This is a genomic window from Pseudoclavibacter sp. CFCC 14310 (assembly GCF_008831165.1).
Taxonomy (GTDB): Bacteria; Actinomycetota; Actinomycetes; order Actinomycetales; family Microbacteriaceae; genus Pseudoclavibacter_A.
This window is the reverse complement of the sequence record NZ_WBKC01000001.1, coordinates 361730-383569: the sequence shown is the minus strand read 5'-3', so window position 1 is coordinate 383569 and position 21840 is coordinate 361730. Positions and strand designations below refer to the sequence as shown.

17 protein-coding genes and 1 tRNA gene are annotated in these 21840 nt (G+C 65.6%); 17 read left to right on the top strand and 1 reads right to left on the bottom strand.

Annotated elements, in window-relative coordinates; translation table 11 throughout:
- Positions 1-70: 70 nt before the first annotated feature.
- The 15 genes from F8O06_RS01735 (at position 71) to F8O06_RS01665 (ending at position 18211) form a co-directional block, all read left to right on the top strand.
- Positions 71-484, top strand: a complete 414-nt coding sequence (locus F8O06_RS01735) for a DUF6907 domain-containing protein (RefSeq protein ID WP_158037175.1) — start codon at positions 71-73, stop codon at positions 482-484.
- 9 nt (positions 485-493) lie between these two features.
- On the top strand, positions 494-1540 hold the full coding sequence (locus F8O06_RS01730; RefSeq protein ID WP_158037174.1) for a CobW family GTP-binding protein: 1047 nt from the start codon (positions 494-496) through the stop codon (positions 1538-1540).
- Between the two features lie 51 nt (positions 1541-1591).
- Positions 1592-1664 (top strand) — tRNA-Ala (locus F8O06_RS01725).
- Between the two features lie 279 nt (positions 1665-1943).
- Entirely contained in the window at positions 1944-3197 is a 1254-nt protein-coding gene (locus tag F8O06_RS01720) for an MFS transporter (RefSeq protein ID WP_158037173.1), read from the top strand.
- 68 nt (positions 3198-3265) lie between these two features.
- On the top strand, positions 3266-4420 hold the full coding sequence (locus F8O06_RS01715; RefSeq protein ID WP_225733324.1) for a thiamine pyrophosphate-dependent dehydrogenase E1 component subunit alpha: 1155 nt from the start codon (positions 3266-3268) through the stop codon (positions 4418-4420).
- 1 nt (position 4421) lies between these two features.
- Positions 4422-5405 carry an alpha-ketoacid dehydrogenase subunit beta gene (locus F8O06_RS01710; protein ID WP_158030204.1) on the top strand — a complete coding sequence of 328 codons (984 nt, stop codon included), beginning with the start codon at positions 4422-4424 and terminating at the stop codon, positions 5403-5405.
- 109 nt (positions 5406-5514) lie between these two features.
- The gene (locus tag F8O06_RS01705; protein WP_158037172.1) at positions 5515-6879 is read left to right on the top strand and encodes a dihydrolipoamide acetyltransferase family protein; all 1365 of its coding nucleotides are present in this window, start codon (positions 5515-5517) and stop codon (positions 6877-6879) included.
- Positions 6880-6918: 39 nt separating this feature from the next.
- The gene (gene lpdA / locus F8O06_RS01700) at positions 6919-8349 is read left to right on the top strand and encodes a dihydrolipoyl dehydrogenase (RefSeq protein ID WP_158030206.1); all 1431 of its coding nucleotides are present in this window, start codon (positions 6919-6921) and stop codon (positions 8347-8349) included.
- Between the two features lie 304 nt (positions 8350-8653).
- Entirely contained in the window at positions 8654-9634 is a 981-nt protein-coding gene (locus F8O06_RS01695) for a thiamine pyrophosphate-dependent dehydrogenase E1 component subunit alpha (RefSeq protein WP_225733323.1), read from the top strand.
- A gap of 22 nt (positions 9635-9656) precedes the next feature.
- Complete coding sequence (locus F8O06_RS01690) at positions 9657-10673, top strand: alpha-ketoacid dehydrogenase subunit beta (RefSeq protein WP_158037171.1); 1017 nt, start codon at positions 9657-9659, stop codon at positions 10671-10673.
- Positions 10674-10675: 2 nt separating this feature from the next.
- A complete protein-coding gene (locus F8O06_RS01685) occupies positions 10676-12295 on the top strand; it encodes a dihydrolipoamide acetyltransferase family protein (protein WP_158037170.1) in 1620 nt (539 codons plus the stop codon).
- 9 nt (positions 12296-12304) lie between these two features.
- The gene (lpdA, locus tag F8O06_RS01680) at positions 12305-13741 is read left to right on the top strand and encodes a dihydrolipoyl dehydrogenase (protein WP_158037169.1); all 1437 of its coding nucleotides are present in this window, start codon (positions 12305-12307) and stop codon (positions 13739-13741) included.
- 428 nt (positions 13742-14169) lie between these two features.
- Positions 14170-15846 (top strand): acetolactate synthase AlsS, encoded by a 1677-nt coding sequence (gene alsS, locus F8O06_RS01675; protein ID WP_158037168.1) that lies wholly within the window; start codon positions 14170-14172, stop codon positions 15844-15846.
- Entirely contained in the window at positions 15843-16625 is a 783-nt protein-coding gene (gene budA / locus F8O06_RS01670; RefSeq protein WP_158030208.1) for an acetolactate decarboxylase, read from the top strand. Before alsS ends, budA begins: the two co-directional genes overlap by 4 nt.
- A 203-nt stretch (positions 16626-16828) precedes the next feature.
- Entirely contained in the window at positions 16829-18211 is a 1383-nt protein-coding gene (locus F8O06_RS01665) for an MFS transporter (RefSeq protein ID WP_158037167.1), read from the top strand.
- A gap of 59 nt (positions 18212-18270) precedes the next feature.
- Here the strand turns inward: F8O06_RS01665 and F8O06_RS01660 are convergent, their stop codons facing one another.
- Complete coding sequence (locus F8O06_RS01660; protein ID WP_225733322.1) at positions 18271-19167, bottom strand: LysR family transcriptional regulator; 897 nt, start codon at positions 19165-19167, stop codon at positions 18271-18273.
- 155 nt (positions 19168-19322) lie between these two features.
- Here F8O06_RS01660 and F8O06_RS01655 point away from each other — a divergent pair, with 155 nt between their 5' ends.
- Positions 19323-20234, top strand: a complete 912-nt coding sequence (locus tag F8O06_RS01655) for an NAD(P)-dependent oxidoreductase (RefSeq protein WP_158037166.1) — start codon at positions 19323-19325, stop codon at positions 20232-20234.
- A 64-nt stretch (positions 20235-20298) separates the two neighbouring features.
- On the top strand, positions 20299-21810 hold the full coding sequence (locus tag F8O06_RS01650; RefSeq protein WP_158037165.1) for a CoA-acylating methylmalonate-semialdehyde dehydrogenase: 1512 nt from the start codon (positions 20299-20301) through the stop codon (positions 21808-21810).
- Positions 21811-21840 lie beyond the last annotated feature (30 nt).

The following is a 21840-nucleotide window of genomic DNA, read 5'->3' as shown; positions in this document are numbered from 1 at the left end:
TCTGTGCACACTTCGATGGCCGAGGCCACCCACGTGCCGATCTGTCAGCGCCTGCCGGTGAACTGGCCGCATGAACGAACACGACATCCCAGAGCCCACGCCCGACGACGCCCCTTCGATCGACGCTCCCGCCACGTCGTCGCACGACCAGCGGCCTCTCGAGAACGCCCACGCACTGCATCTCGACTGCCCGTCGTGGTGCGTGTTGGGCGAGAGCCACCAGCACGACCTCGAGGTCGACCTGATGCACATGAGCGCAATGGTTCCCGTGCCATTGGTCGTACGCGAGACGCTGATGACCGACGGACAGGTCCTCTCGACGCCGCGCGGGCACGAATGCTGGGTCGGGCTGATCCAGTGCGGCACCGACCCCTACCTTACCTGCAGCACCGACGACGGCCTCGGCGTCGATCTCACACCTGAGAGCGCACAGCGTATGGTCGATGCGCTGATGCTGTTTCTCGGCGTGCTGCGATCGCCGTAGGATGCTGCCATGCCCACACGTCAGATTCCCGTCTTCGTGCTCGCCGGCTTTCTCGGCAGTGGCAAGACGACCTTTCTGAACGGGCTGCTGCACAATGCACTCGGTGTGCGCGTCGGGGTGATCATCAACGACTTCGGCGACATCCCCGTCGACAGCTGGCTGGTCGATGCCTCGGTAGACACCATGGTGACGCTCGGCGGCGGGTGCCTCTGCTGCGTCACCGACGCCGGTCAGATCGACGACATGCTGCAGCAGCTGCTCGACCCGAGCCTCGAGATCGACGCCGTCGTCATCGAGGCCAGCGGCTTGGCCGATCCGGCGAACCTTGCTCTGCGCGTCAGCCGCAGCAGCACGCGCGGCGTCAGATTCGCCGGCGTCGTTCTCATGGTCGACGCCGGCGAATACCTCGAGACGCTGCGCAGCCACCCGCAGATCGCACAGGACGGCCGCATCGCCGACCTGATCGTGCTGAACAAGGCAGACCTGGTGTCCTCATCCGACCTCGACCAGCTCATGCGCACGCTCGACGACTCCTCACGAGGTGCGCCGGTGCTGCCGACCACGTTCGGCACGATCGATCCTCGGCTGCTCTTCGACCGGGCCCGGCACGAACCGCCGCGATACGGCCAGGTGCCTCTGCCCTTCGAGAACCTGGAACGCCATGCTCACGACCGGCATCCCCCGCACCTGCACGACCAGTACGCCAGCGTCTCGTTCCGCACCGACCGCCCGCTCAGCCCGCATCGCTTCCTCGAACTCCTCTATCACCGCCCGGCAGGTCTCTACCGCCTGAAAGGGCACGTCCGATTCACCGTCACCCGGGGGCCGGGAGCGGCACGGCATCCGCTCGAGGTGCAGAGCGTCGGCGCACACGTGCGTTTCGCCCGCCAGCGCCAGTCGCCGAATCATCCGCTCGTCGACGAGACGCAGCTCGTGCTCATCGGCATCGGCGTCGATGCGGCCGACGTCGCCGCACGGCTCGCGGACTGCGAGGCCGAGACGGCCACATCAGACGATCGCACCGCCATGATCACGATCAACCGCTATCTCGACTGATGCGACGTCACTTGAGAAGTGGTAGCATCTTCTGGTGCCCGTCAGGGTCACGGGGCTATAGCTCAGTTGGTAGAGCGCTTCGTTCGCAATGAAGAGGTCTGGGGTTCAATTCCCCATAGCTCCACAGTCGGCCGTCGGTTCTTGCACAGACAAGACTCGGCGGCCGTTACTTTCTTTCACCTCCCCTGCATAGGCACTTTCCCGGCCTCATCGCCAGCCCTCTGCGCACATCTTCTGCACCTGCTTCGTGTCAGGAATGAACAACGTCTGAACGCAATGCAGACTCCCCGACATCTGTCGGGGAAAGAGACGTAGAGTGGAATCAGAACCGATCGCAGAGTGAGACTGAAACCGATGGTCTTCTACATGGCTGCGCACAGGTTCGCTCTGCGAAGGAGTGACGATGAGCCAGACACTCAAGCCCCAGACGTCCGCCGCGCTCGGTGCCGGCGGTTCTCGGAGTCGCGTCCTGCTCGGCACGGTGCTCGCCCAGCTTGGCCTGGGCACGGTCTACGCCTGGAGCGTGCTGAATCCCGCTCTCGCGCAGCGCATCTCGGGCGATCGCACGCAGACCTTCCCCATCGCGATCACCTTCTCGATCATGATGATCAGCCTGTCGGTGTCGACGCTGCTGATCGGATGGCTGCAGCATCGATTCGGCGTGCGTAAAGTGCTGGTCGCCTGCGGCATCGTGCTCGGAGCCGGCCTGATCGTCTCGGCCTTCGCCACCAACCTGTGGATGCTCTACATCTTCGCCGGCGTCATCGTCGGCGCCGCCGACGGCATCGGCTATCTGCTCAGCCTGACCAACGTCCTGCGCTGGTACCCCGACAAAGCTGGTGCGATCTCCGGCGTCTCGGTCGGCTCGTACGGCGTGCCCGCTGTGATCCTGCCGTTCATCGTCACGCCCGTGCTGGGCAGCGCCGACAACGGCTATGCCGGGCTCACCACCTGTTTCATCCTCTGGGCGGTCACGGTGATCGTGCTCATCGGCGGCGGCGGGCTGCTGCTCAAAGACGCCCCAGAGATCCCCAAAGACCACTCGCACGCGAGCAACGAATACACCATTCCGCAGATGCTTCGCCGCCCGCAGGCCTACCTGCTGTACTTCGGCATCACCGCGTTCTGCTTCGCCGGCCTGTTCATCATCGGGCACGCGGGTGACGGCGCGATCGCGGCAGATGATCCTTCGAAGTACCTGATCGGTACGGCCATCACGCTGGTGTCGCTGGTCGGGCTGGTCAACACGATCGGTCGTTTCTTCTTCGGCTGGCTCTCCGACCGGGTGCGGCGCACCCTCATCGTGGCCGTGGCTCTCGCGGTGCTCGCCGTCTTCGCGTTCGTCTTGGGTCTGGCCTGGCTGCCGCAGCCGGCGCTGTACATCGTCGGCTTCCTGCTCTTCGGCGCCTCGTTCGGCGGCTGCATCACGATCTACCCGACCATCGTCGGCGAGTTCTTCGGCAAGAACAACCAGGCGAAGAACTATTCCGTGATCTACCAGGGCTTCGCCAGCGGCGCCCTGATCACGCTGATCTTCAACATTCTGATGGCACAGAAGATCATCACTTTCGGCACTTCGCTGCTGATCGGCAGCGTGTTCTTGGCGGTCAGCGCGGTGATCCTGTTCTTGGTCCGCAAACCCGCCCCCGTCGAATGACCGACCGATTCTCTGCTCGCACTCCGGTCGAGCACCCGCAGCAATGAACAAGGAAAGGAACCACAGGCATGATGACCACACCTCATGGCCCTGAGGCCACACCGGCCACCGACGAGGCCACACCCATCGTCGACTTCGCGGCGATCGCCGAGAACCTCGGCGAAGAGTACGACCACCCAGTGAGCGTGCTCGACCGCAACAGCAACGTGGTCGACCAGAAGACTTTCGACTCCTACAGCGAAGACGAGCTCGTGCACTTTCTCGAGCTGATGGTCTGGGAGCGTGCGCTGCACGAACAGACGATCGTCTTCTCCCGACAGGGTCGCCTCGGCTTCTACGCCCCGACTCTCGGTGAAGAAGCCAGTAACATGGGCACCATCACCGCCTTCGAGCCCATGGACTTCCTCTTCCCTGCGTACCGCGACCTCCCCCAGCTCATTCAGCACGGTGCGATCACACCCGCTCAGGGCTATCTGTGGTCACGCGGCCACGTGCAGGGCAACGCGATGGCCGAAGGCCACCGCGCCTGGATGCCGCAGATCATCATCGGCGCCCAGTACGTCGAGGCTGCGGGAGCAGCCCTCGGCATCCAGAAGAACGGCGAGCCGAACGTGGCTCTGGCATACGGCGGCGACGGAACCACCTCACAAGGCGACTTCTACGAGGCACTGAACTTCGCCGGCGCGTTCCAGTCTCCGCTGGTGGGCATCATCCAGAACAACGGCTGGGCGATTTCGGTGCCGCGTTCGAAGCAGACCCATACGCTCACGCTCGCTCAGAAGGCCGTCGCCGCAGGCATTCCCTCGGTCCAGGTCGATGGCATGGACATTCTCGCGGTCAACGCCGTGACCCGCGCCGCCCGCGCCTACGCGGTCGCCGGCAACGGCCCCGTGCTGATCGAGACTCTGACCTACCGCTTCGGAGCGCACTCAAGCGCCGGCGACGATCCGAGCCGCTACCGCACACACGATGAAGAGATGCCGTGGATCGAGCGTGACCCGCTCAACCGTCTGCGTGACCTGCTCGTTCCCCGCGGCCTCTGGAGCCCTGAGAAAGAGAGCGACCTCACCGAGCAGTACAAGAAGTCGTTCCGTGAGGCGCTCGCAGAGGCAGACAAAGCGCCGAAGCAGACCGTCGCAGAGTTCCTGCGCAACACCTACGAGGTGCCCACCCCGGGCGTCGCCAAGCAGATCAAAGCATTCACCGCGAAGGAGGCCGAGTGAGATGAGCTCGAAAAAACTGACGTACATCAAAGCCATCACTGAAGGACTCGATCAGGCGCTCGCCGAAGACGACCGCACCCTCATCTTCGGTGAGGACGTCGGCAAGAACGGCGGCGTGTTCCGCACCACGCAGGGCCTTCAGGCGAAGTACGGCGAAGACCGCGTCTTCGACACTCCGCTCGCCGAGTCGGCCATCCTCGGACTCTCGATCGGACTGGCCGCCACTGGCTGGCGTCCCGTCCCCGAGATCCAGTTCATGGGGTTCACGTTCGAAGCCGCCGACTCGCTCAACGCGCAGATGGCTCGCAACCGCTTCCGCTTCGGCGGCAAGGTCGCGCAGCCCATCACCGTGCGCACCCCGTACGGCGGCGGCACGCACACCGCCGAGCTGCACAGCGACAACCTGGAGCATGTCTTCACCGGCACTCCCGGTCTGCGCGTGGTCACCCCCAGCAATCCCTACGATGCCAAGGGCCTGATCATCGCGGCGATCGAGAACAACGATCCGGTGCTGTTCATGGAGCACCTGAAGCTCTATCGCTCGGTCAAAGGCGATGTGCCCGAAGAACCGTACCGCGTGGCACTCGACACGGCGAAGGTCGTGCGCGAAGGCACCGACGTGACGATCGTGGCCTACGGCGCCATGGTGCAGCAGGCCGTCAAGGCGGCCGACGCACTGGCAGCCGACGGCATCAAGGCAGAGGTCATCGACCTGATCTCGCTGCAGCCGATCGACACAGACACGATCTTCGCCTCCGTCGACAAGACCCACCGCGTGGTCGTGGCGCAGGAGGCGCAGCGCATCGCCGGCGTCGGAACTCAGGTGGTCTCGGCCATCGCCGAAGAGCGCATCCTCAGCCTCGAGGCACCGATCATGCGCGTCGCGGCTCCCGACTCGGTCTATCCGTTCGCCGCCGCCGAGCTCGACTGGATTCCGAATGCCGCCGACATCGAGGCCAAGGCCCGCGAGGCCCTGACCTACTGATTGCCCACGCTGGTCACGACCAGCGCCGAAACGTCGATTGCAAAGCGCGTCTGCGCAGTGTGACTGCGCAGACGCCGGGCCCCACCGGGGCAATGAAAGGACTGTCAAGATGTCATTCAAGTTCAAACTGCCCGAGCTGGGTGAGGGCCTCTCTGAGGGCGTCATCTCAGCCTGGCAGGTCAAAGAGGGCGACGAGGTCAAGACTGATCAGACCCTCGTCGAGATCGAGAACGACAAGTCGGTCGTCGACCTGCCGTCACCGGTCAGCGGCACGGTGAAGAGCCTGAAGTTCAAAGAAGGCGACACCGTCGAAGTCGGCCAGGTCATCATCGACATCGATGACGGCTCGCCAGACGAGCCCGACGCGTCTGATGAGGCGCCAGCCGCGGATGCCGCCGAGCCCGAGGCGCCAAACGCACCCGCGCCCGCTGCACCGGCACCTGCGGCACCCGCCGCTCCGGCATCCCCGGCACCGGCTGCAGCCGCACCCGCGGCCGAACCCGCAGCAGCGCCGACAGCCGAGGGCGCTCCGGTGCTCGCGATGCCGTCAGTCCGCCTGTACGCCCGCGAACACGGTGTCGATCTGTCGACCGTGGTGCCCACCGGGGCACACGGTCACGTGCTGCGTGCCGATGTCGACGCCGTCTTCGGCCATCGCGCCGCGCCGGCGGATGCAGAGTCGGCTCCGGCCGTCGCCGCGAGCGCCGAGCCGCATCCCGAGGCAGCCGCCGCACCGACCGACGAGGTCAGCGTCACGCCGGCCTACGACGGCAGCGGCGAGCGTCGCACTCCCTTCAACGGCATCCGCAAGGCCACCGCGAACGCCGTCACGAAGGCGCACGAGATTCCGCCGGTCACCTTCTTCGCCGAGGTCGAGATCTCTGCGCTGCTCGCACATCGCAAGACGTACAAGCAGCTCGCCGTCGAACGCGACATCCATCTGACGCCGCTCGCCTACATCGTCAAAGCGCTGGTCGCCGTGCTGAAGCAGTTCCCCGATCTGAACACCCGGCTCGACCTCGACGCCGGTGAGATCGTCTACCGCGACCGCATCGACGTGGGCATTGCGACCGACACCGACCGCGGCCTGTTCGTGCCGGTGGTGCGCGATGCCGACCGGCTGAGCCTCTTCGAGGTGGCACAGCGCATCGCCGAGAACACCGAGAAGGCGAAGGCCGGCAAGCTCGGCCCCAACGACATGGGCGACGGGTCGATCACGATCAGCAACCTCGGCAGCGTCGGCGGCGGCTGGTTCACACCGATCCTCAACGCACCTGAGACCTCGATTCTGGGCGTCGGGCGCGCAAAACCGGGCCCGGTCGTCAACGACGAGGGCGAACTCGAAGTCGGGCAGCTGCTGCAGCTGTCGTTCACGACCGACCACCGCGTCATCGACGGCGCCAAGGCACAGCAGGCGCTGAACCTGCTCACCGCGGTGCTGCACGACCCAGCACGTCTGCTGGTCGAGGCCTGATCCGGCCGCGTCACGACACGAAGCATTGAGAGGAACATCATGAGCGACTCCACAGTCGAACACCGCGGCACCATCGTCATCGGTTCGGGGCCCGGCGGCTACGTCGCGGCCATCCGCGCCTCAGAGCTCGGGCAGAAGGTCACGCTGATCGAGGCCACCGATCGAGTCGGCGGCATCTGCCTGAACGAGGGCTGCGTGCCCTCGAAGGCTCTGATCAGCGTCGGGCACCGCATCCGCGCCGCACACGACACCGACCAGTACGGCCTGAGCTTCGAAGCACCGAAGCTCGACTTCGCCAAGACGCAGCACTGGAAGCAGCACGACGTGGTCGAGCGCATGACGCGTGGCGTGCGCGGGCTGCTCAAGAAGCACGACGTCGAGATCGTCCAGGGCTTCGCCACCCTCGACAGCGACACCGTGCTGCGCGTGATGCCGGCAGGCCCGCAGCAGTTCATGAGCGTCGACCTCGGCCGACAGTTCACCTTCGACGACCTGATCATCGCGACCGGTTCTCGCCCCATCGAGATCCCGAGCTTTCCTTGGGGCGACCGTGTGATCGACTCGACTGGTGCGCTGAATCTGCCCGAGGTGCCCAAGCGCATGATCGTCATCGGCGGCGGGTACATCGGCACCGAGCTCGCCGGCGCCTACGCCGACATGGGCGCCAAGGTGATCATCCTTGAAGGCTCCCCCAGCATCCTGCCGCTCTTCGAAAGCGATCTCTCGTCGATCGTCACGAAGCGGCTCGAGGCCAAGGGCGTCGAGATCCACACCGGCGTGCGGGCGCGCGACGTCGATGAGGATGCCGACGGCGTGCAGGTCTTCGTTACGCTGAACGACGAAGAAGAGACTCTTGAGGCCGACTACTGTCTGGTCACCGTCGGTCGCCGCCCCAACACCGACAACATCGGGCTCGAGTTCACCAGCGTCGAGATCGACAACCACGGTCTCGTCGTCACCGATGAGCAGGGACGCACAGCGTCACCGCACATCTACGCGATCGGCGACATCACGGCGGGGCCAGCTCTGGCGCACAAGGCGTTCTTCCAGGCGAAGACCGCTGCCGGCGCCATCGCCGGGCAGCCGACGGCGAACGACTACATCGGTGTGCCTGCCGTCTGCTTCAGCGACCCCGAGGTCGCGACAGTGGGCGTGACCAAAGACGAGGCCGAGAAACAGGGCGTCGCGGTCGAGACGGCGAAGTTCCCCTTCGCCGGCAACGCCCGCGCCGTGTCGCTGGGCGAGCCTGACGGCTTCGTGCGACTGGTGTCGACGAAAGACGAGGGCACGCTGATCGGCGCGCAGATCGTCGGCCCGGGGGCCTCCGACCTCATCTCCGAGCTCAGCCTCGCGGTCAACGCTCAGATGAACGTCGAAGACATCGCGCTGACGATTCACCCGCATCCGACGCTCTCGGAGCCCATCGCCGAGGCCGCCGACATCGCGATCGGGTACCCGACGCACATCTGATCGCCGGATGCCGGGAGTGCGCCCGATGACAGTTGGGGCATCGCTCGAAAGCTGAGTAGTGAAAAGTGTGGTCTGCAGCTCTGCAGACCACACTTTTCGTGTCTCTGGGGTGTGGCCCGAGGCCTCGGCACACGTCTGATTCTTGTGCCATCAACCACCTCCGTGCAACCCTCTGCAATGGTGTTCACCTGCACCCTCGACGTCAGACGGCCAGCGTAGTCTGAGATCAACCTGAAGTTGCCGGTATCGATGGAGACACCGAGGCTCATCCATCACCGTACCGACCACGAGTGAAGGGAAGAGCATGGCTCAGAGACAGGCGTCCCAGCTGACGAAAGAGCAGCTGCTGCACGCATTCCGCAAAATGGCTGAGATCCGCTATTTCGAAGAGCGAGTCCACCTTGAGAACCAGTCGGGTGAGATCCCCGGCTTCATCCACCTCTACGCCGGTCAAGAGGCCGTCGCCGTCGGTGTGTGCGAGAACCTGCGCCCCACCGACGTCATCGGCTCGACGCACCGTGGTCACGGGCACTCCATCGCCAAGGGCTGCGACCTCGACGGCATGATGGCCGAGATCTTCGGCAAAGAGACCGGCCTGAACCACGGCAAGGGCGGCTCGATGCACATCGCCGACCTTTCAGTGGGCATGCTGGGCGCCAACGGCATCGTCGGTGGCGCTGCTCCGCTGGCCGTCGGCGCGGCGTTCACCGGCAAGTACAAGGGCGAAGGCAACATCGGCGTCGCATTCAGCGGCGACGGCGGCTCGAACCAGGGCACCGTCTTCGAAGCCATGAACATGGCCGTCGTGCTCAAGCTGCCGGCGCTGTTCATCTTCGAGAACAACGGCTTCGGCGAAGCGACCGGCGCTGATTTCGCGGTTGGCAGTGGCGACATCGCCGCTCGTGCCGCAGGTTTCGGTCTGCCCGCCGAGAAGGTCGACGGCACCGACTTCTTCGCCGTGCACGAGGCTGCCAGCAAAGCCATCGCCCGTGCGCGCGCCGGCGAGGGCCCCTCGGTGATCGAGGCGAAGGCCTACCGCTGGTACGGCCACTTTGAGGGTGATCCGGGGCTCTACCGCACCAAAGAGCAGCTCGACGAGATCAAAAAGGCCAACGACCCGCTGCGCATCTTCCGTGAGAAGGTCGGTCGCAAGGTCACAGCCAAAGAGCTCGACGCCATCGAAGCCGAAGTCAAGCAGCAGGTCGACGACGCGGTCGAGTACGCCCGCAAATCGCCATGGCCCAGCGCTGACGAGCTGACCACCGACGTGTACGCAAGCTACTGAAGAACTGGGGAGACGAACGGCAATGAGCAAGAAAAGCTATAGAGAGGCCATCCGCGAAGCACTCGCCGATGCCCTGCGCGAAGATGAGAACGTCTTTCTGGTCGGCGAAGACCTCAGAGGCGGTAAAGGCGGCACGAACCCGGACAAGACCGTCGAGGCCTTCGGCGGCGTGTTCAACGTGACCGGCGGCCTGTGGACGGAATTCGGCGACGAGCGCGTCGTCGACACCCCGATCAGTGAGTCGGCCATCCTCGGGCTCGCCGCCGGTGCGGCCGTCACCGGTCTGCGCCCGGTCGCCGAGCTGATGTTCATGGACTTCTTCGGCGTCTGCTACGACGAGATCTACAACCAGGCGGCCAAGTTCCGCTACATGTTCGGCGGCAAGGCCAAGACACCTCTCACCGTGCGCGGCATCATCGGCGCCGGGGTGGGCGCTGCGGCGCAGCACTCGAACTCGCCCTACAACGTGTTCACCTCGACCGCCGGGGTGAAGGTCGTGGCCCCGTCGAACCCATACGATGCGAAGGGGCTGCTGCTGGCCTCGATCCGCGACGACGACCCGGTCATGTTCTGCGAGCACAAGGCGCTCTACGACATCAAGGGCGAGGTGCCCGATGAGCCGTACACGATTCCTCTGGGCGTCGCGAACTACACCCGTGAAGGCACCGATGTGACCATCATCGCGCTGTCGAAGCTGGTCAACACCGCCAACGAGGTCGCCGACAAGCTCGGCGCCGAGGGCATCTCGGTCGAGGTGGTCGACCCGCGCACGACCTCGCCGCTCGACGAGGCCGCGATCGTCGAGTCAGCCGAGTCGACCGGCCGCGTCGTGGTCGTCGACGAGTCGTCCGCACGCTGCGGGTTCGGCCAGGACGTCGCCGCACTGGTGTCGATCAAGGCCTTCAACAGCCTGAAGGCACCGGTCGAGCTCATCACCCCGCCGCTGACCCCGGTGCCGTTCTCCCCCGCACTCGAGAAGCACTGGGTGCCCTCGGCAGAGCGCATCGAGGCGTCGGTGCGCAAACTCATGGAGGCATGACCATGGCAGAGATCAAGGCCCTTGAGATTCCCAACTGGGGCATGACCATGGAAGAGGGGGCGATCGACTCGTGGAACATCAAGGTCGGCGACTCCTTCAAACAGGGCGACCCCATCGTCACCGTCGAGTCGACCAAGATCACCAACGACCTTGAGGCGCCGTTCGACGGCACGCTGCGGCGCATCGTCGCCGACTCGGGTGATGTGCGCCCCGTGGGCGCCATCATCGGCGTGAGCGCTGATCCGAGCGTTCCCGACGACGAGATCGACGCGTTCATCGAGCAGCGCAAGGCCGAAGACGCGGTTCGCTTCGGCGAGGCTCCGGCGGCAGCAGCATCGTCGGATGCGCCGGTCGCCTCCGCCCCGGCCGCTGCGGCCGTGAGCGCACCGGCACCGACGGCCAGCGCACCTGTGCCAGCGGCGGCGATTCCGGCATCCGCCGCAGCATCGCCCTTCGCAGCGACGGTCAGCGTGCCCTCGGGCGCGCCGGCGCAATCGGCCGCCGACCAGGAGTACCGCATTCCGGCGGCGCTGTCGGGCAGCACCGATGCAGATGTCGCAGCGACGGTGCACGCACGACGACTGGCTGACGGTGAAGGCATCGATCTGTCGAAGGTGACCGGCACTGATCGCTACGGTCGCGTGAGCGTCGAAGACGTGCGCAAAGCCGTCCTCTCCGCAGGAGGCTCCGTACCCGAACCCGTTCGCGGTCGCGGCGTCGTGCTGCGGTCGACCGAGGACGACTCGACCGTGCCTGCCACGCCGGTCGCTCGTCGGGTGGCGAAAGAGCTGCGCGTCAACCTGCACGACGCCAAGGCGACCGGTCGCGCCGGTCGTGTGACGAAGGCCGACGTCGAAGAGGCCGCACACCGTCTGCGCATTGCCGTCGAGGCCGAAGCCTCGGGAGTGACGCCGGAGCAGCTCGCCGAGCCGGCGTTCGAGACGATTCCGTTCACCTCGGTGCGGCGGGTCATCGCGCAGCGACTGCAGGCCTCGAAGCAGAACGCGCCCCACTACCGGGTGACGCACGAGGTCGAGGTCGACGCGCTGCTGAAACTGCGCGCCTCACTCAACGACAAGCTGCCCGGAGTGCACCTCTCGGTCAACGACGTCATCGTCAAAGCGGTGGCACAGGCATTGGTCACGGTGCCCGAGGTCAACGTGCAGTTCGACGAAGCGAGCCAGAGCATTCTGCAGTTCCGGCACGCCGACATCGCGATCGCCGTGGCGACGCCCAACGGGCTGATCACGCCGATCGTGCGCGAGGCCGACGTCAAGTCGCTGGCCGAGATCAGCGATGCGACTCGTCTGCTCGCGACCAAGGCGAAGGCAGGCACGCTGACCCCGGACGAGTTCCAGGGCGGCAGCTTCACCATCTCGAACCTCGGCATGTTCGGAGTCACGCAGTTCGATGCGATCATCAACCCACCCCAGGCGGCGATCCTCGCCGTCGGCGCCGCTCAGCGTCGACCCGTGTTCGACGCAGATGGGCAGGTCATCGGCCGCAGCATTCTGGCGCTGACGATGTCGAGCGATCACCGGGTGATCGATGGCGCACTCGCCGCCCGATTCCTCGCCGAGCTGGCGAAGATCATCGAATCGCCCGAACTGCTGCTGGCGTGAGGGGCTGAGATGACGACACAGAACGAACATGCAGATGTGCTCATCATCGGCGGCGGGCCCGGCGGCTACACCGCAGCGATCCGCTCGGCGCAGCTCGGTCTCGACACCGTGCTCGTCGAGCGGGCCGAGCTCGGCGGCGTGTGCCTGAACTGGGGCTGCATCCCCACCAAGGCACTGTTGCATGGAGCCGACACGCTGCACAGCATCACGCAGGCCGGCCGACTCGGATTCACCACCGGTGAGCTCGGCATCGATCTGTCTGCTCTGGTGCGCTACAGCCGCGATGTCGCCGATCGCCTGTCACAGGGCGTCGCCGGCCTCATGCGCAAGAATGGCGTGCGGGTCATCGCCGGCGAGGCCGCGCTCACCGGCAAGGGCGAGGTGTCCGTCACCCCGGTCGCGGGCAAGGCGTCGGAGGCTTCTGCCGCCGACCAGACGTTCACCGCCGACCACGTGATCGTGGCCACCGGCGCACGACCGCGAGCACTGCCGGGCATCGTTCCCGACCGTGAGCGCATCTGGACGAGCGCCGAGGCGCTGATTCCCACCGATGTGCCCGAGCACCTGCTCATCGTCGGTTCGGGGGCGATCGGCTCCGAGTTCGCAAGTCTGTACCGCGATCTCGGTGCCCGCGTGACGATCGTCGAGCTCGCCGATCAGAATCTGCCGGTCGAAGACCCCGAGGTCTCGGCCGTGGTGCGTCGCTCGTTCGAGCGTCGCGGCATCGAGGTGCACACCGGTTCGCATCTCGAGCAGGTCGAGTCGACGGCCGACGTGGTCACGGCGGTACTGGTGTCGGGCGACGGTTCACGCACCGAGGTGCGTGCCGATCGTCTGCTGATCGCCGCCGGCGTGCAGCCCAACACCGAGGGGCTCGGCCTCGAACCCCTCGGCTGCGAGCTGACCGATCGCGGTCACTTCATCGCGGTCGATGAATGGGGGCGCACTAACGTCGCGGGGCTGTACGCCATCGGCGACGTGGCGGGCCCGCCGTGCCTCGCGCACAAGGCCGCGCATGAGGGTGTCGCGACGGTCGAGCACCTGGCCGGCGTGCGCAGTGCGCAGCCCGTCGACCGCGACTGGATCCCGGGGGCGACGTACACGCATCCCGAGGTCGCCAGTCTGGGCATGACCGAGCCGCAGGCTCGTGCGGCGGGTCATGAGCTCAACGTGGGGCATATGCCCTTCGTCGCGAACGGCCGCGCCATCGGCATCGACGACACCGAGGGCTTCGTCAAGGTGATCTACGATGCGGCCTCGGGCGAGCTGCTCGGCGCACACCTGGTCGGCCCGAACGTGACCGAGCTGTTGCCCGGGTTCAGCGTGCTGCGAGCTCTCGAGGGCACCGCCGAAGACCTTGAGCATGTGGTCTTCGCACACCCGACGCTCTCTGAGACGATGCATGAGGCGACGCTCGACGCGCTGGGCATTCCGCTGAACCAGTAGCGTGATGAGCCAGTAGCAACAGCGCACAAAGCTGACGAGCGAAAAGTGTGGTCTACCTTCGGGTAGACCACACTTTTCGCATATCATCCGTCCGGCCGGCCGAACAGTCGCCCGGCTGACCACCCACATCAGCCCCAACCGCCGCACGACCGCAGCTATCGCCTTCGTCCCGATGAGCTCTTCTGAAACAGATTCGCGCTCAGCCCCAAAGAGATCTAGTATCTATGTTGTATACGGTGAGTCCACCTCAAAGACGCGGGGTGTTCTCGAGCCAGTCGGTTCAGCGTCTCAGCGATGCTGCCGCTCCCTCACAGAGCGGCAGGCGCCATGACGAGACCGACCCGCTCGTCCACACTTTCCCACAGGTTTCCATCACACACATCCCGGTCGCCGGCACCAGCTGGCGACCGCACAGTTCAGGAGCAGCAATGAACAGCAGCGCAGAATCGGTGCGCAGCGCGAACCGCATCGTCGAAGCACTCGAGGCGGCAGGCGTGAAATGGGTCTTCGGCGTTCCCGGCGCGAAGGTCGATCAGGTCTTCGACGCTCTGGAGGATTCCCCCATCGAGGTCGTCGTCTGCCGACACGAGCAGAATGCGGCATTCATGGCCGCCGCCGTCGGTCGTCTGACCGGTCACCCCGGCGTCGCACTGGTCACCTCAGGGCCCGGCACCAGCAACCTCGCCACCGGACTGGTGACGGCGACCACCGAGGGTGATCCGATGATCGCGCTGTGTGGCGCCGTGCCGCGCGGCGACCGCCTGAAGCGCACTCACCAGTCGATGGATGCCGTGGGCCTGCTGTCGACCGTCTCGAAGTTCGCCGGCGAGGTCGACTCCGCAGACAACGTTCCCGAGGCGATCGTGAACGCCTTCCGCCAGGCTGAGGTGATGCCGCGGGGCGCCGCCTCGCTGGTGCTGCCCTCTGACGTGATGGCGGAGCACACCTCAGTGCCGCTGCCTCCTGTGCAGCCGGTGCCCGACCTCGGTCCGGCCTCTCAGAAGTCGCTGGATGCGGCAGCAGATCTGCTGCGCAAGGCCAAGTTCCCGGTCATCCTGGCCGGCGTGCGCTCAGCCTGCACCTCTGGGGCCGAGGCACTGCACCAGCTGTTGAAGACCACCGAGCTGCCGGTCGTCGAGACCTTCCAGGCTGCGGGGCTCGTGTCACGCGATCTCGAAGATCACTACCTCGGTCGCGTCGGGCTCTTCCGCAACCAGCCCGGCGACGTCATCCTCGATCACGCCGATGTGGTGCTTGCGATCGGTTACGACCCGGTCGAGTACGACGCGAAGATGTGGAATCACGACAGCTCGCGTCGCATCATCAACCTCGACGAGATCGCAGCCGACATCGACGCAAGCTATGCGCCCGCGCTCGAGCTGCGCGGCGACATTCCCACCACGGTCTCGGCTCTCGCCGACCGGCTGCAGGGGTTGAAGCTCGAGAGCGCGGCTCGCGAGGTCGTCGACTCGCAGCTCGCCCGTCTCGCCGAGAAGGCACGCCCGAGCGAAGAGCACGACGACAAGTTCGGACTCGACCCTGTGGCCGTGACGCTCACCCTGCGAGACCTCGTCAGCGATGACACCACAGTGATCTCAGACGTCGGCTCGCACTACATCTACATGGCCCGCTACTTCCGCACCTACCGCCCGCGTCGACTGCTGTTCTCGAACGGCCAGCAGACGCTCGGCGTCGCGCTGCCGTGGGCCATCGCCACCACCATGGTTCGCCCCGACGAGCCGGTGCTCTCGGTGTCGGGCGACGGCGGCTTCCTGTTCTCGGCCATGGAGCTGGACACAGCCGTGCGCCGCGGAGCGAACTTCACCCACGTCATCTTCAACGACGGCACCTATGACATGGTCGCCTTCCAGCAGATGAAGAAGTACGGGCGCACCTCGGGCATCACCCTGGGGCACCCGGATCTGGCTGCGTACGCCGAGTCGTTCGGCGCCCACGGCCGCCGCGCCACCTCGCTCGAAGAACTCGTCACCGAGGTGCGCGCAGGGCTCGCCGAGTCGGGCCCGACCATCATCGACGTACCGGTCGACTACCGCGACAACCTCGCGGGTCTCGCCGGTGATCTCAGAGAGGGAGTTCTGTCATGACCACATCATCCGACATTACCGATTCGACGTCGGCACCCGCCGCCAAACGGGTCTCGAACCACATCGTCCGCCACGAGGTCTTTCAGACCTCGCTGATGAGCGCACTGCTCGACGGCATCTATGACGGCGAGATGACCATCGCGGAGCTGCTCGGCCAGGGCAGTTTCGGTCTGGGCACCTTCGACGGGCTCGACGGCGAGATGATCATTCTCGATGGTCACTGCTGGCAGATGCGCGTCGACGGCTCAGTGCAGCCCGCACCACTCGACGCGCGCACGCCGTTCGCCGTGGTCACCAACTTCGTGACCAGCCTGAGTGCCGAGGTCAAGCCGCACTCCAGCCGTGAAGACGTCTCGGCGCTGGTCGACTCGCTGACGGTGTCGCCGAACTATCTGTACGCGCTGCGCATCACCGGCGAGTTCGACTGGGTCAAGACCCGCACGGTGCAGCTGCAGAGCAAGCCCTACCCACGCATGGTCGATGCGACCAACGACGAGCCGACGCTGCGCTTCGAGAATGTGTCAGGCGTCGTCGGCGGTTTCCGCACGCCGGTGTATGAGCAGGGTATCTCGGTGCCCGGCTGCCACGTGCACTTCATCGACGATGAACGCACCATGGGCGGGCATGTGCTCGACTTCCAGATGGCCAAGGGCACCGTCGAGGTCTGCCTCGGAACAGACCTGCGTCTGTCGCTGCCGCGCACCGAGGCGTTCGAAGAGGCCAACCTGTCTCCAGAAGACCTGCACGACGAGCTGAACCGCACCGAATCGCACAAGTGAGCGACTGACTCCGTATACGATTCCCGCGAGCCGGGGCCTCTGTCATCACGACGGAGACCCCGGCTCGCTGCATGTCTGGCGAGGTCACAGTGCCTGTGCGTATATGCACAGCCACTGTGCGCAATCACCAGCGCCGGTGCATAGACATGACACACCATCTCTTGCAGGATGTTCTCAGATCCCTGACTACAAGGAGGTAGCAGATGTCTGTGTCAGCCCCGGCAGCCCCGAAGAAAGGCCTGCGACAGGTCGTGCTCGCATCAATGGCGGGCACCATCGTCGAATGGTACGAGTTCTTTCTCTACGCGACGGCCGCGACCCTGGTCTTCAACAAGGTCTTCTTTCCGCCCAGCGAAGACCCCTATGCGCCGATCATCGCCGCATTCGTTACCTACGCCGTCGGCTTCGTCGCTCGACCGCTCGGGGGAATCGTCTTCGCACACTTCGGCGACCGCTACGGCCGTAAGCATCTGCTCCAGGTGGCGATCATCATGGTGGGAGCCTCGACGTTCCTGATGGGATGCCTGCCGACCTTCGCCACGGTCGGGTACTGGGCGCCCGCGCTGCTCGTCGCGCTGAGGTTCATCCAGGGCATCGCCGTCGGCGGGGAATGGGGCGGAGCGGTGCTCCTCGTCGCAGAGCACGCACCGGCGAAGTCACGCGGCTTCTGGGCCAGCTGGCCGCAGGCCGCCCTGCCTCTCGGCAACCTGCTGGCGACGATCGTGCTGTTGGTGCTCTCGGCGTCGCTTTCCCCCGAAGCGTTCCTGAGCTGGGGCTGGCGCATCGGCTTCTGGCTGTCGGTCGTCATCGTGGCCGTGGGCTACTACGTGCGCACGAAGATCTCTGATGCGCCGATCTTCCAAGAGACGCAGCGAAAGATCGAGCAGGAGGACGAGGTGCGCTACGGCGTCTTCGAGGTGCTCAAACGCTACCCGCGTGGCGTGCTCACTGCGATGGGTCTGCGCTTCGCCGAGAACATCCTCTACTACATGGTCGTGACGTTCTCGATCACGTATCTGTCGGTCTGGGTCAAGATGGACACCAGCAGCATTCTGGGGCTGATGTTCTTCGCACATGTCTTCCAGTTCGTGATCGTGCCACTGACCGGCGCGCTCACTGACCGGGTCGGCCGCAAACCCGTCTACATCGCCGGGGCCGTGCTCACCGGTGTCTGGCCGTTCGTCGCCTTCCCGATGTTCAACACGGCTGCGCCGCTGATGGTGATTCTGGCGATCATCCTCGGACTGTTCGTGCACGGCCTGATGTATGCCGGCCAGCCTGCGATCATGTCCGAGATGTTCCCGACGCGCATGCGCTATGCCGGCGTCTCGTTCGGCTACCAGGTGACCTCGATCGTGGCAGGCTCCGTCGCGCCCATCATCGCGACTGCGCTGCTCGGACAATTCTCCTCGTGGGTGCCGATTGCGCTCTACCTCGTCGGAGCCGCACTGATCACCCTGATCGCCGCAGTCTCACTGCGCGAGACCAAGGGAATCACCCTCGAAGAGATCGACCGGCGCGACCACGAACGACACATCGCCCCGTTGATGCAGAGCACACGCGCAGAAGCGACACCGGGAGCCTGAACGCATCCGTCACAGTCTGGCGGGCGGCCGAGGAGAGACCTCTCGGCCGCCCGCCAGACTCATTTCACGAAGTCGCTGCTCTGGGCGTAGGAGACCATTGCCGACAGGCAGGCCCCGACCGCCGGATTGCGGTCGTTCTCTTCGCGCAGCGCGGCCCAGTACGAGACACCGTGAGAGAACTCGTGTTCGAGCACCACGGTCAAGTCGTCGTACCGCTGCGCCACATAGTCCGGCAGCAGTCCGATGCCTGCCCCCGCACGCGTAGCAGCGACGTGTGCAAAGACGCTCGTCGAGCTGATGGCCTCGCGCATCCGCGGCAGCAGCTGCAGTGCAACGTCGAGATCGTCGACCTGCAGCGCCGATTCGATGTAGTAGTTGAGACGGTGCTCGGTCAGATCGGCGATCTTCGCAGGCCGACCCATCCGCGACAGATACTCCGCAGTCGCGTACAGCCGCAGCTGGTATGAGAACAGCTCGACGGTGACCGCTCGGTTGACCTGTGGCCGACCGACGACCACTTCGATGTCGACGCCTGAGCGGCGCTGTCGAGCCTGTTGCGTCGCCGCGACGACCTCAAGGTCGAGTGCGGGATGCCTGCGCTGCAGCCAGGCCAAGGCCGGCATGGCGATGAAGACCGCATACGCATCCGGTGCTCCCACGCGCACGAGGCCCCGAACGGCATCATGGGGCTTGTCTGAGACCAGATCGTGCACGGAGCGTTCGATGCGCTCAGCCGCCTGCATCGCTCTCGTGCCGAGCACGGTGAGCTCCCACCCCGTCGCACCCCGCACCAGCACGCGTCCGCCCAAAGCCTCGTCGAGCTGCCCGATTCTGCGCGACACCGTCGAATGGTTCACTCCGAGCGCTTTCGCTGCGGCGGTGAAGCGTCCTGAACGAGCAACAGCGAGCAACGTCATCAGGCCCTGCAGGTGCGTCTCGTCAAGTCTGTGTTCCATGGCCCCATTGTGCCGCATCCGCGTCATGAGCTGTGCATGAATGCACAGCTCTGGTGCACAAATGACGTCTCTCAGAGATTGCCACGCACAGAACCGGCGACTTAGCCTGTCATCACACATACGACTTTTCGACAACGGAGCCGAGGAGAATCATCATGGCAACTTTGGGCTGGATCGGGTTGGGCAACATGGGCGGTCGGATGACCGGCCATCTCGTGCGTGCCGGCCACACCGTGCTGGGCTACGACCTGAACCCGGCGGCGACTGCCGCGGCTCAGGCCGAGGGCGTGACCATCGTCGACAGCATCGCCGCAGCACTCGACGGCGCCGATGCGCTGTTCACCAGTCTGCCGAAGGGGCAGCATGTGCGCAGCGTCTATGAGGGTGCCGACGGCGTGTGGGCGCATGCCGCCACGTCGACGCTGCTGATCGACTGCTCGACGATCGACGTCGAGACGTCGCGCTATCTGCACGAGCAGTCAGAGGTCAGCGGACACCATTTCGTCGACGCGCCGGTCAGCGGCGGCATCAGCGGAGCCGCCGACGGCACACTCGCCTTCATGCTCGGCGGAGACCCGGCCGACACCGCTCGCGCCGCCGAGTACATCGAGCCGATGAGCGGCAGCACCATCGTCGCCGGAGGCCCGACCATGGGCATCGCCGCCAAGATCGTCAACAACATGATGCTGCTGATCGACGTGCTCGCGAATTCCGAGGGCTCGCAGCTGGCCGAGGAGCTCGGGCTCGACCCCAAGGTCTTCTGGCAGATCGCGAGCGCGTCATCCGGCCGTTCCTGGGCCCAGCAGACCTGGTACCCAGTGCCCGGCGTGATTCCGACCTCGGCAGCAGACCACAACTTCGACGCGACCTTCACCGCAGACCTCGCGAACAAAGACATCGGTCTGGCGCTTGAGGCCGGCCGACAGACCGGCGTGCATCTCCCGGCGGCGACGCTGGCGGCCGATCAGCTGCAGCGGCTGATCGACGAAGGGCTCGGCGGCAAAGACTGCACCCTGGTCGCCAAGTACGCCACACCTGACGGCACCCTGCGCGGCTGGCAGCCCTGATCATGCGCATGCGCCGCCCCCACCGCTCATCACAAACACCAGATTCGCAGCTACAGGAGCTCAGATGAACACCACCACCAGCACGACGCAGACGCTCACTCGCATCCCGCACGTCATCGGCGGTCAGGAGACGGACGAAGCAGAACGGTACGGCCCGGTCTTCAACCCGGCCACCGGGCGGCAGACCGCCGAGGTGCCGCTCGCCAGTGCCGCACAGGTCGATGCCGCCATCGCGCAGGCTGCTGAGGCCCAGCGGGCCTGGCGTCGCGTCGGCCTCGCGAAGCGTTCGCAGGTCTTCTTCCGCCTCGTGCACATCATCAACGAGCGCGCAGACGAACTCGCCCGCATCATCACCGCCGAGCACGGCAAGACCGTCCCCGATGCACGCGGCGAGATCGCGCGCGGGCTCGAGAACGTCGAGTTCTGCGCCGGGCTCACACACCATCTCAAGGGCGAATTCGCCGAGCAGGTCGCCACCGGCATCGACGTGCATCAGCTGCGCCAGCCACTCGGCGTCGTCGCCTGCATCACGCCCTTCAACTTTCCGGCCATGGTGCCGCTGTGGATGGTGACGACTGCGATCGCAGCAGGCAACGCCGTCATCCTGAAGCCCTCTGAGCGTGACCCCTCCGCATCAGTCTGGATCGCCGAGGCGTTCCGCGAGGCCGGTCTGCCCGATGGCATCCTCAATGTCGTGCACGGCGACAAAGAGGTCGTCGACGAGCTGCTGACCAACCCCGGCATCGCCGGCGCGGCCTTCGTCGGCTCGACGCCGATCGCACGCTATGTCTACGAGACGGCGGCGCACGCGGGCAAACGCGTGCAGGCGCTGGGCGGCGCCAAGAATCATATGGTGGTCATGCCGGATGCCGACCTCGACTCGGCTGCGGACGCTGCGGTCTCAGCGGCATACGGCTCTGCCGGCGAGCGCTGCATGGCGGTCTCGGTGTTGATCGCCGTCGGCGACACGGCCGACCCGCTCATCGAGAAGGTCGCGGCCCGCATCGCCGATCTGCGCATCGGCGACGGCTTCGACCCGGATTCGGAGATGGGGCCGCTGATCACCCGGCAGGCTCAGGAGCGCGTCGCCGAGTACGTCGGCTCTGCCGCTGGCGAAGGTGCGACGGTCGTCGTCGACGGGCGCGAGCAGCACTTCGAGGGCGACGGCTACTTCATCGGCGTCTCTCTGATTGACCACGTGCGCCCCGGCATGCGCGTGTACGACGACGAGATCTTCGGCCCGGTGCTGGCAGTGGTGCGCGTCGACAGCTATGACGAGGCCGTCGACCTGATCAACTCCAATCAGTATGCGAACGGCACCGCGATCTTCACCCGTGACGGCAAGACCGCCCGTGAGTTCCAGTTCGACATCGAGGTGGGCATGGTGGGTGTGAACGTGCCGATTCCGGTGCCGGTCGGCTCGTTCTCGTTCGGCGGCTGGAAGAGCTCTCTCTTCGGCGACACCCACATGTACGGGCCGGAGTCGTTCAACTTCTACACTCGCCGCAAGGTCGTGACCTCGCGTTGGCCGCACCCCAGCGAAAGCCAGATCGAGTTGGGCTTTCCGACGAACTGAGATGATCTGCCGATCGTCTGAGCGCTGACG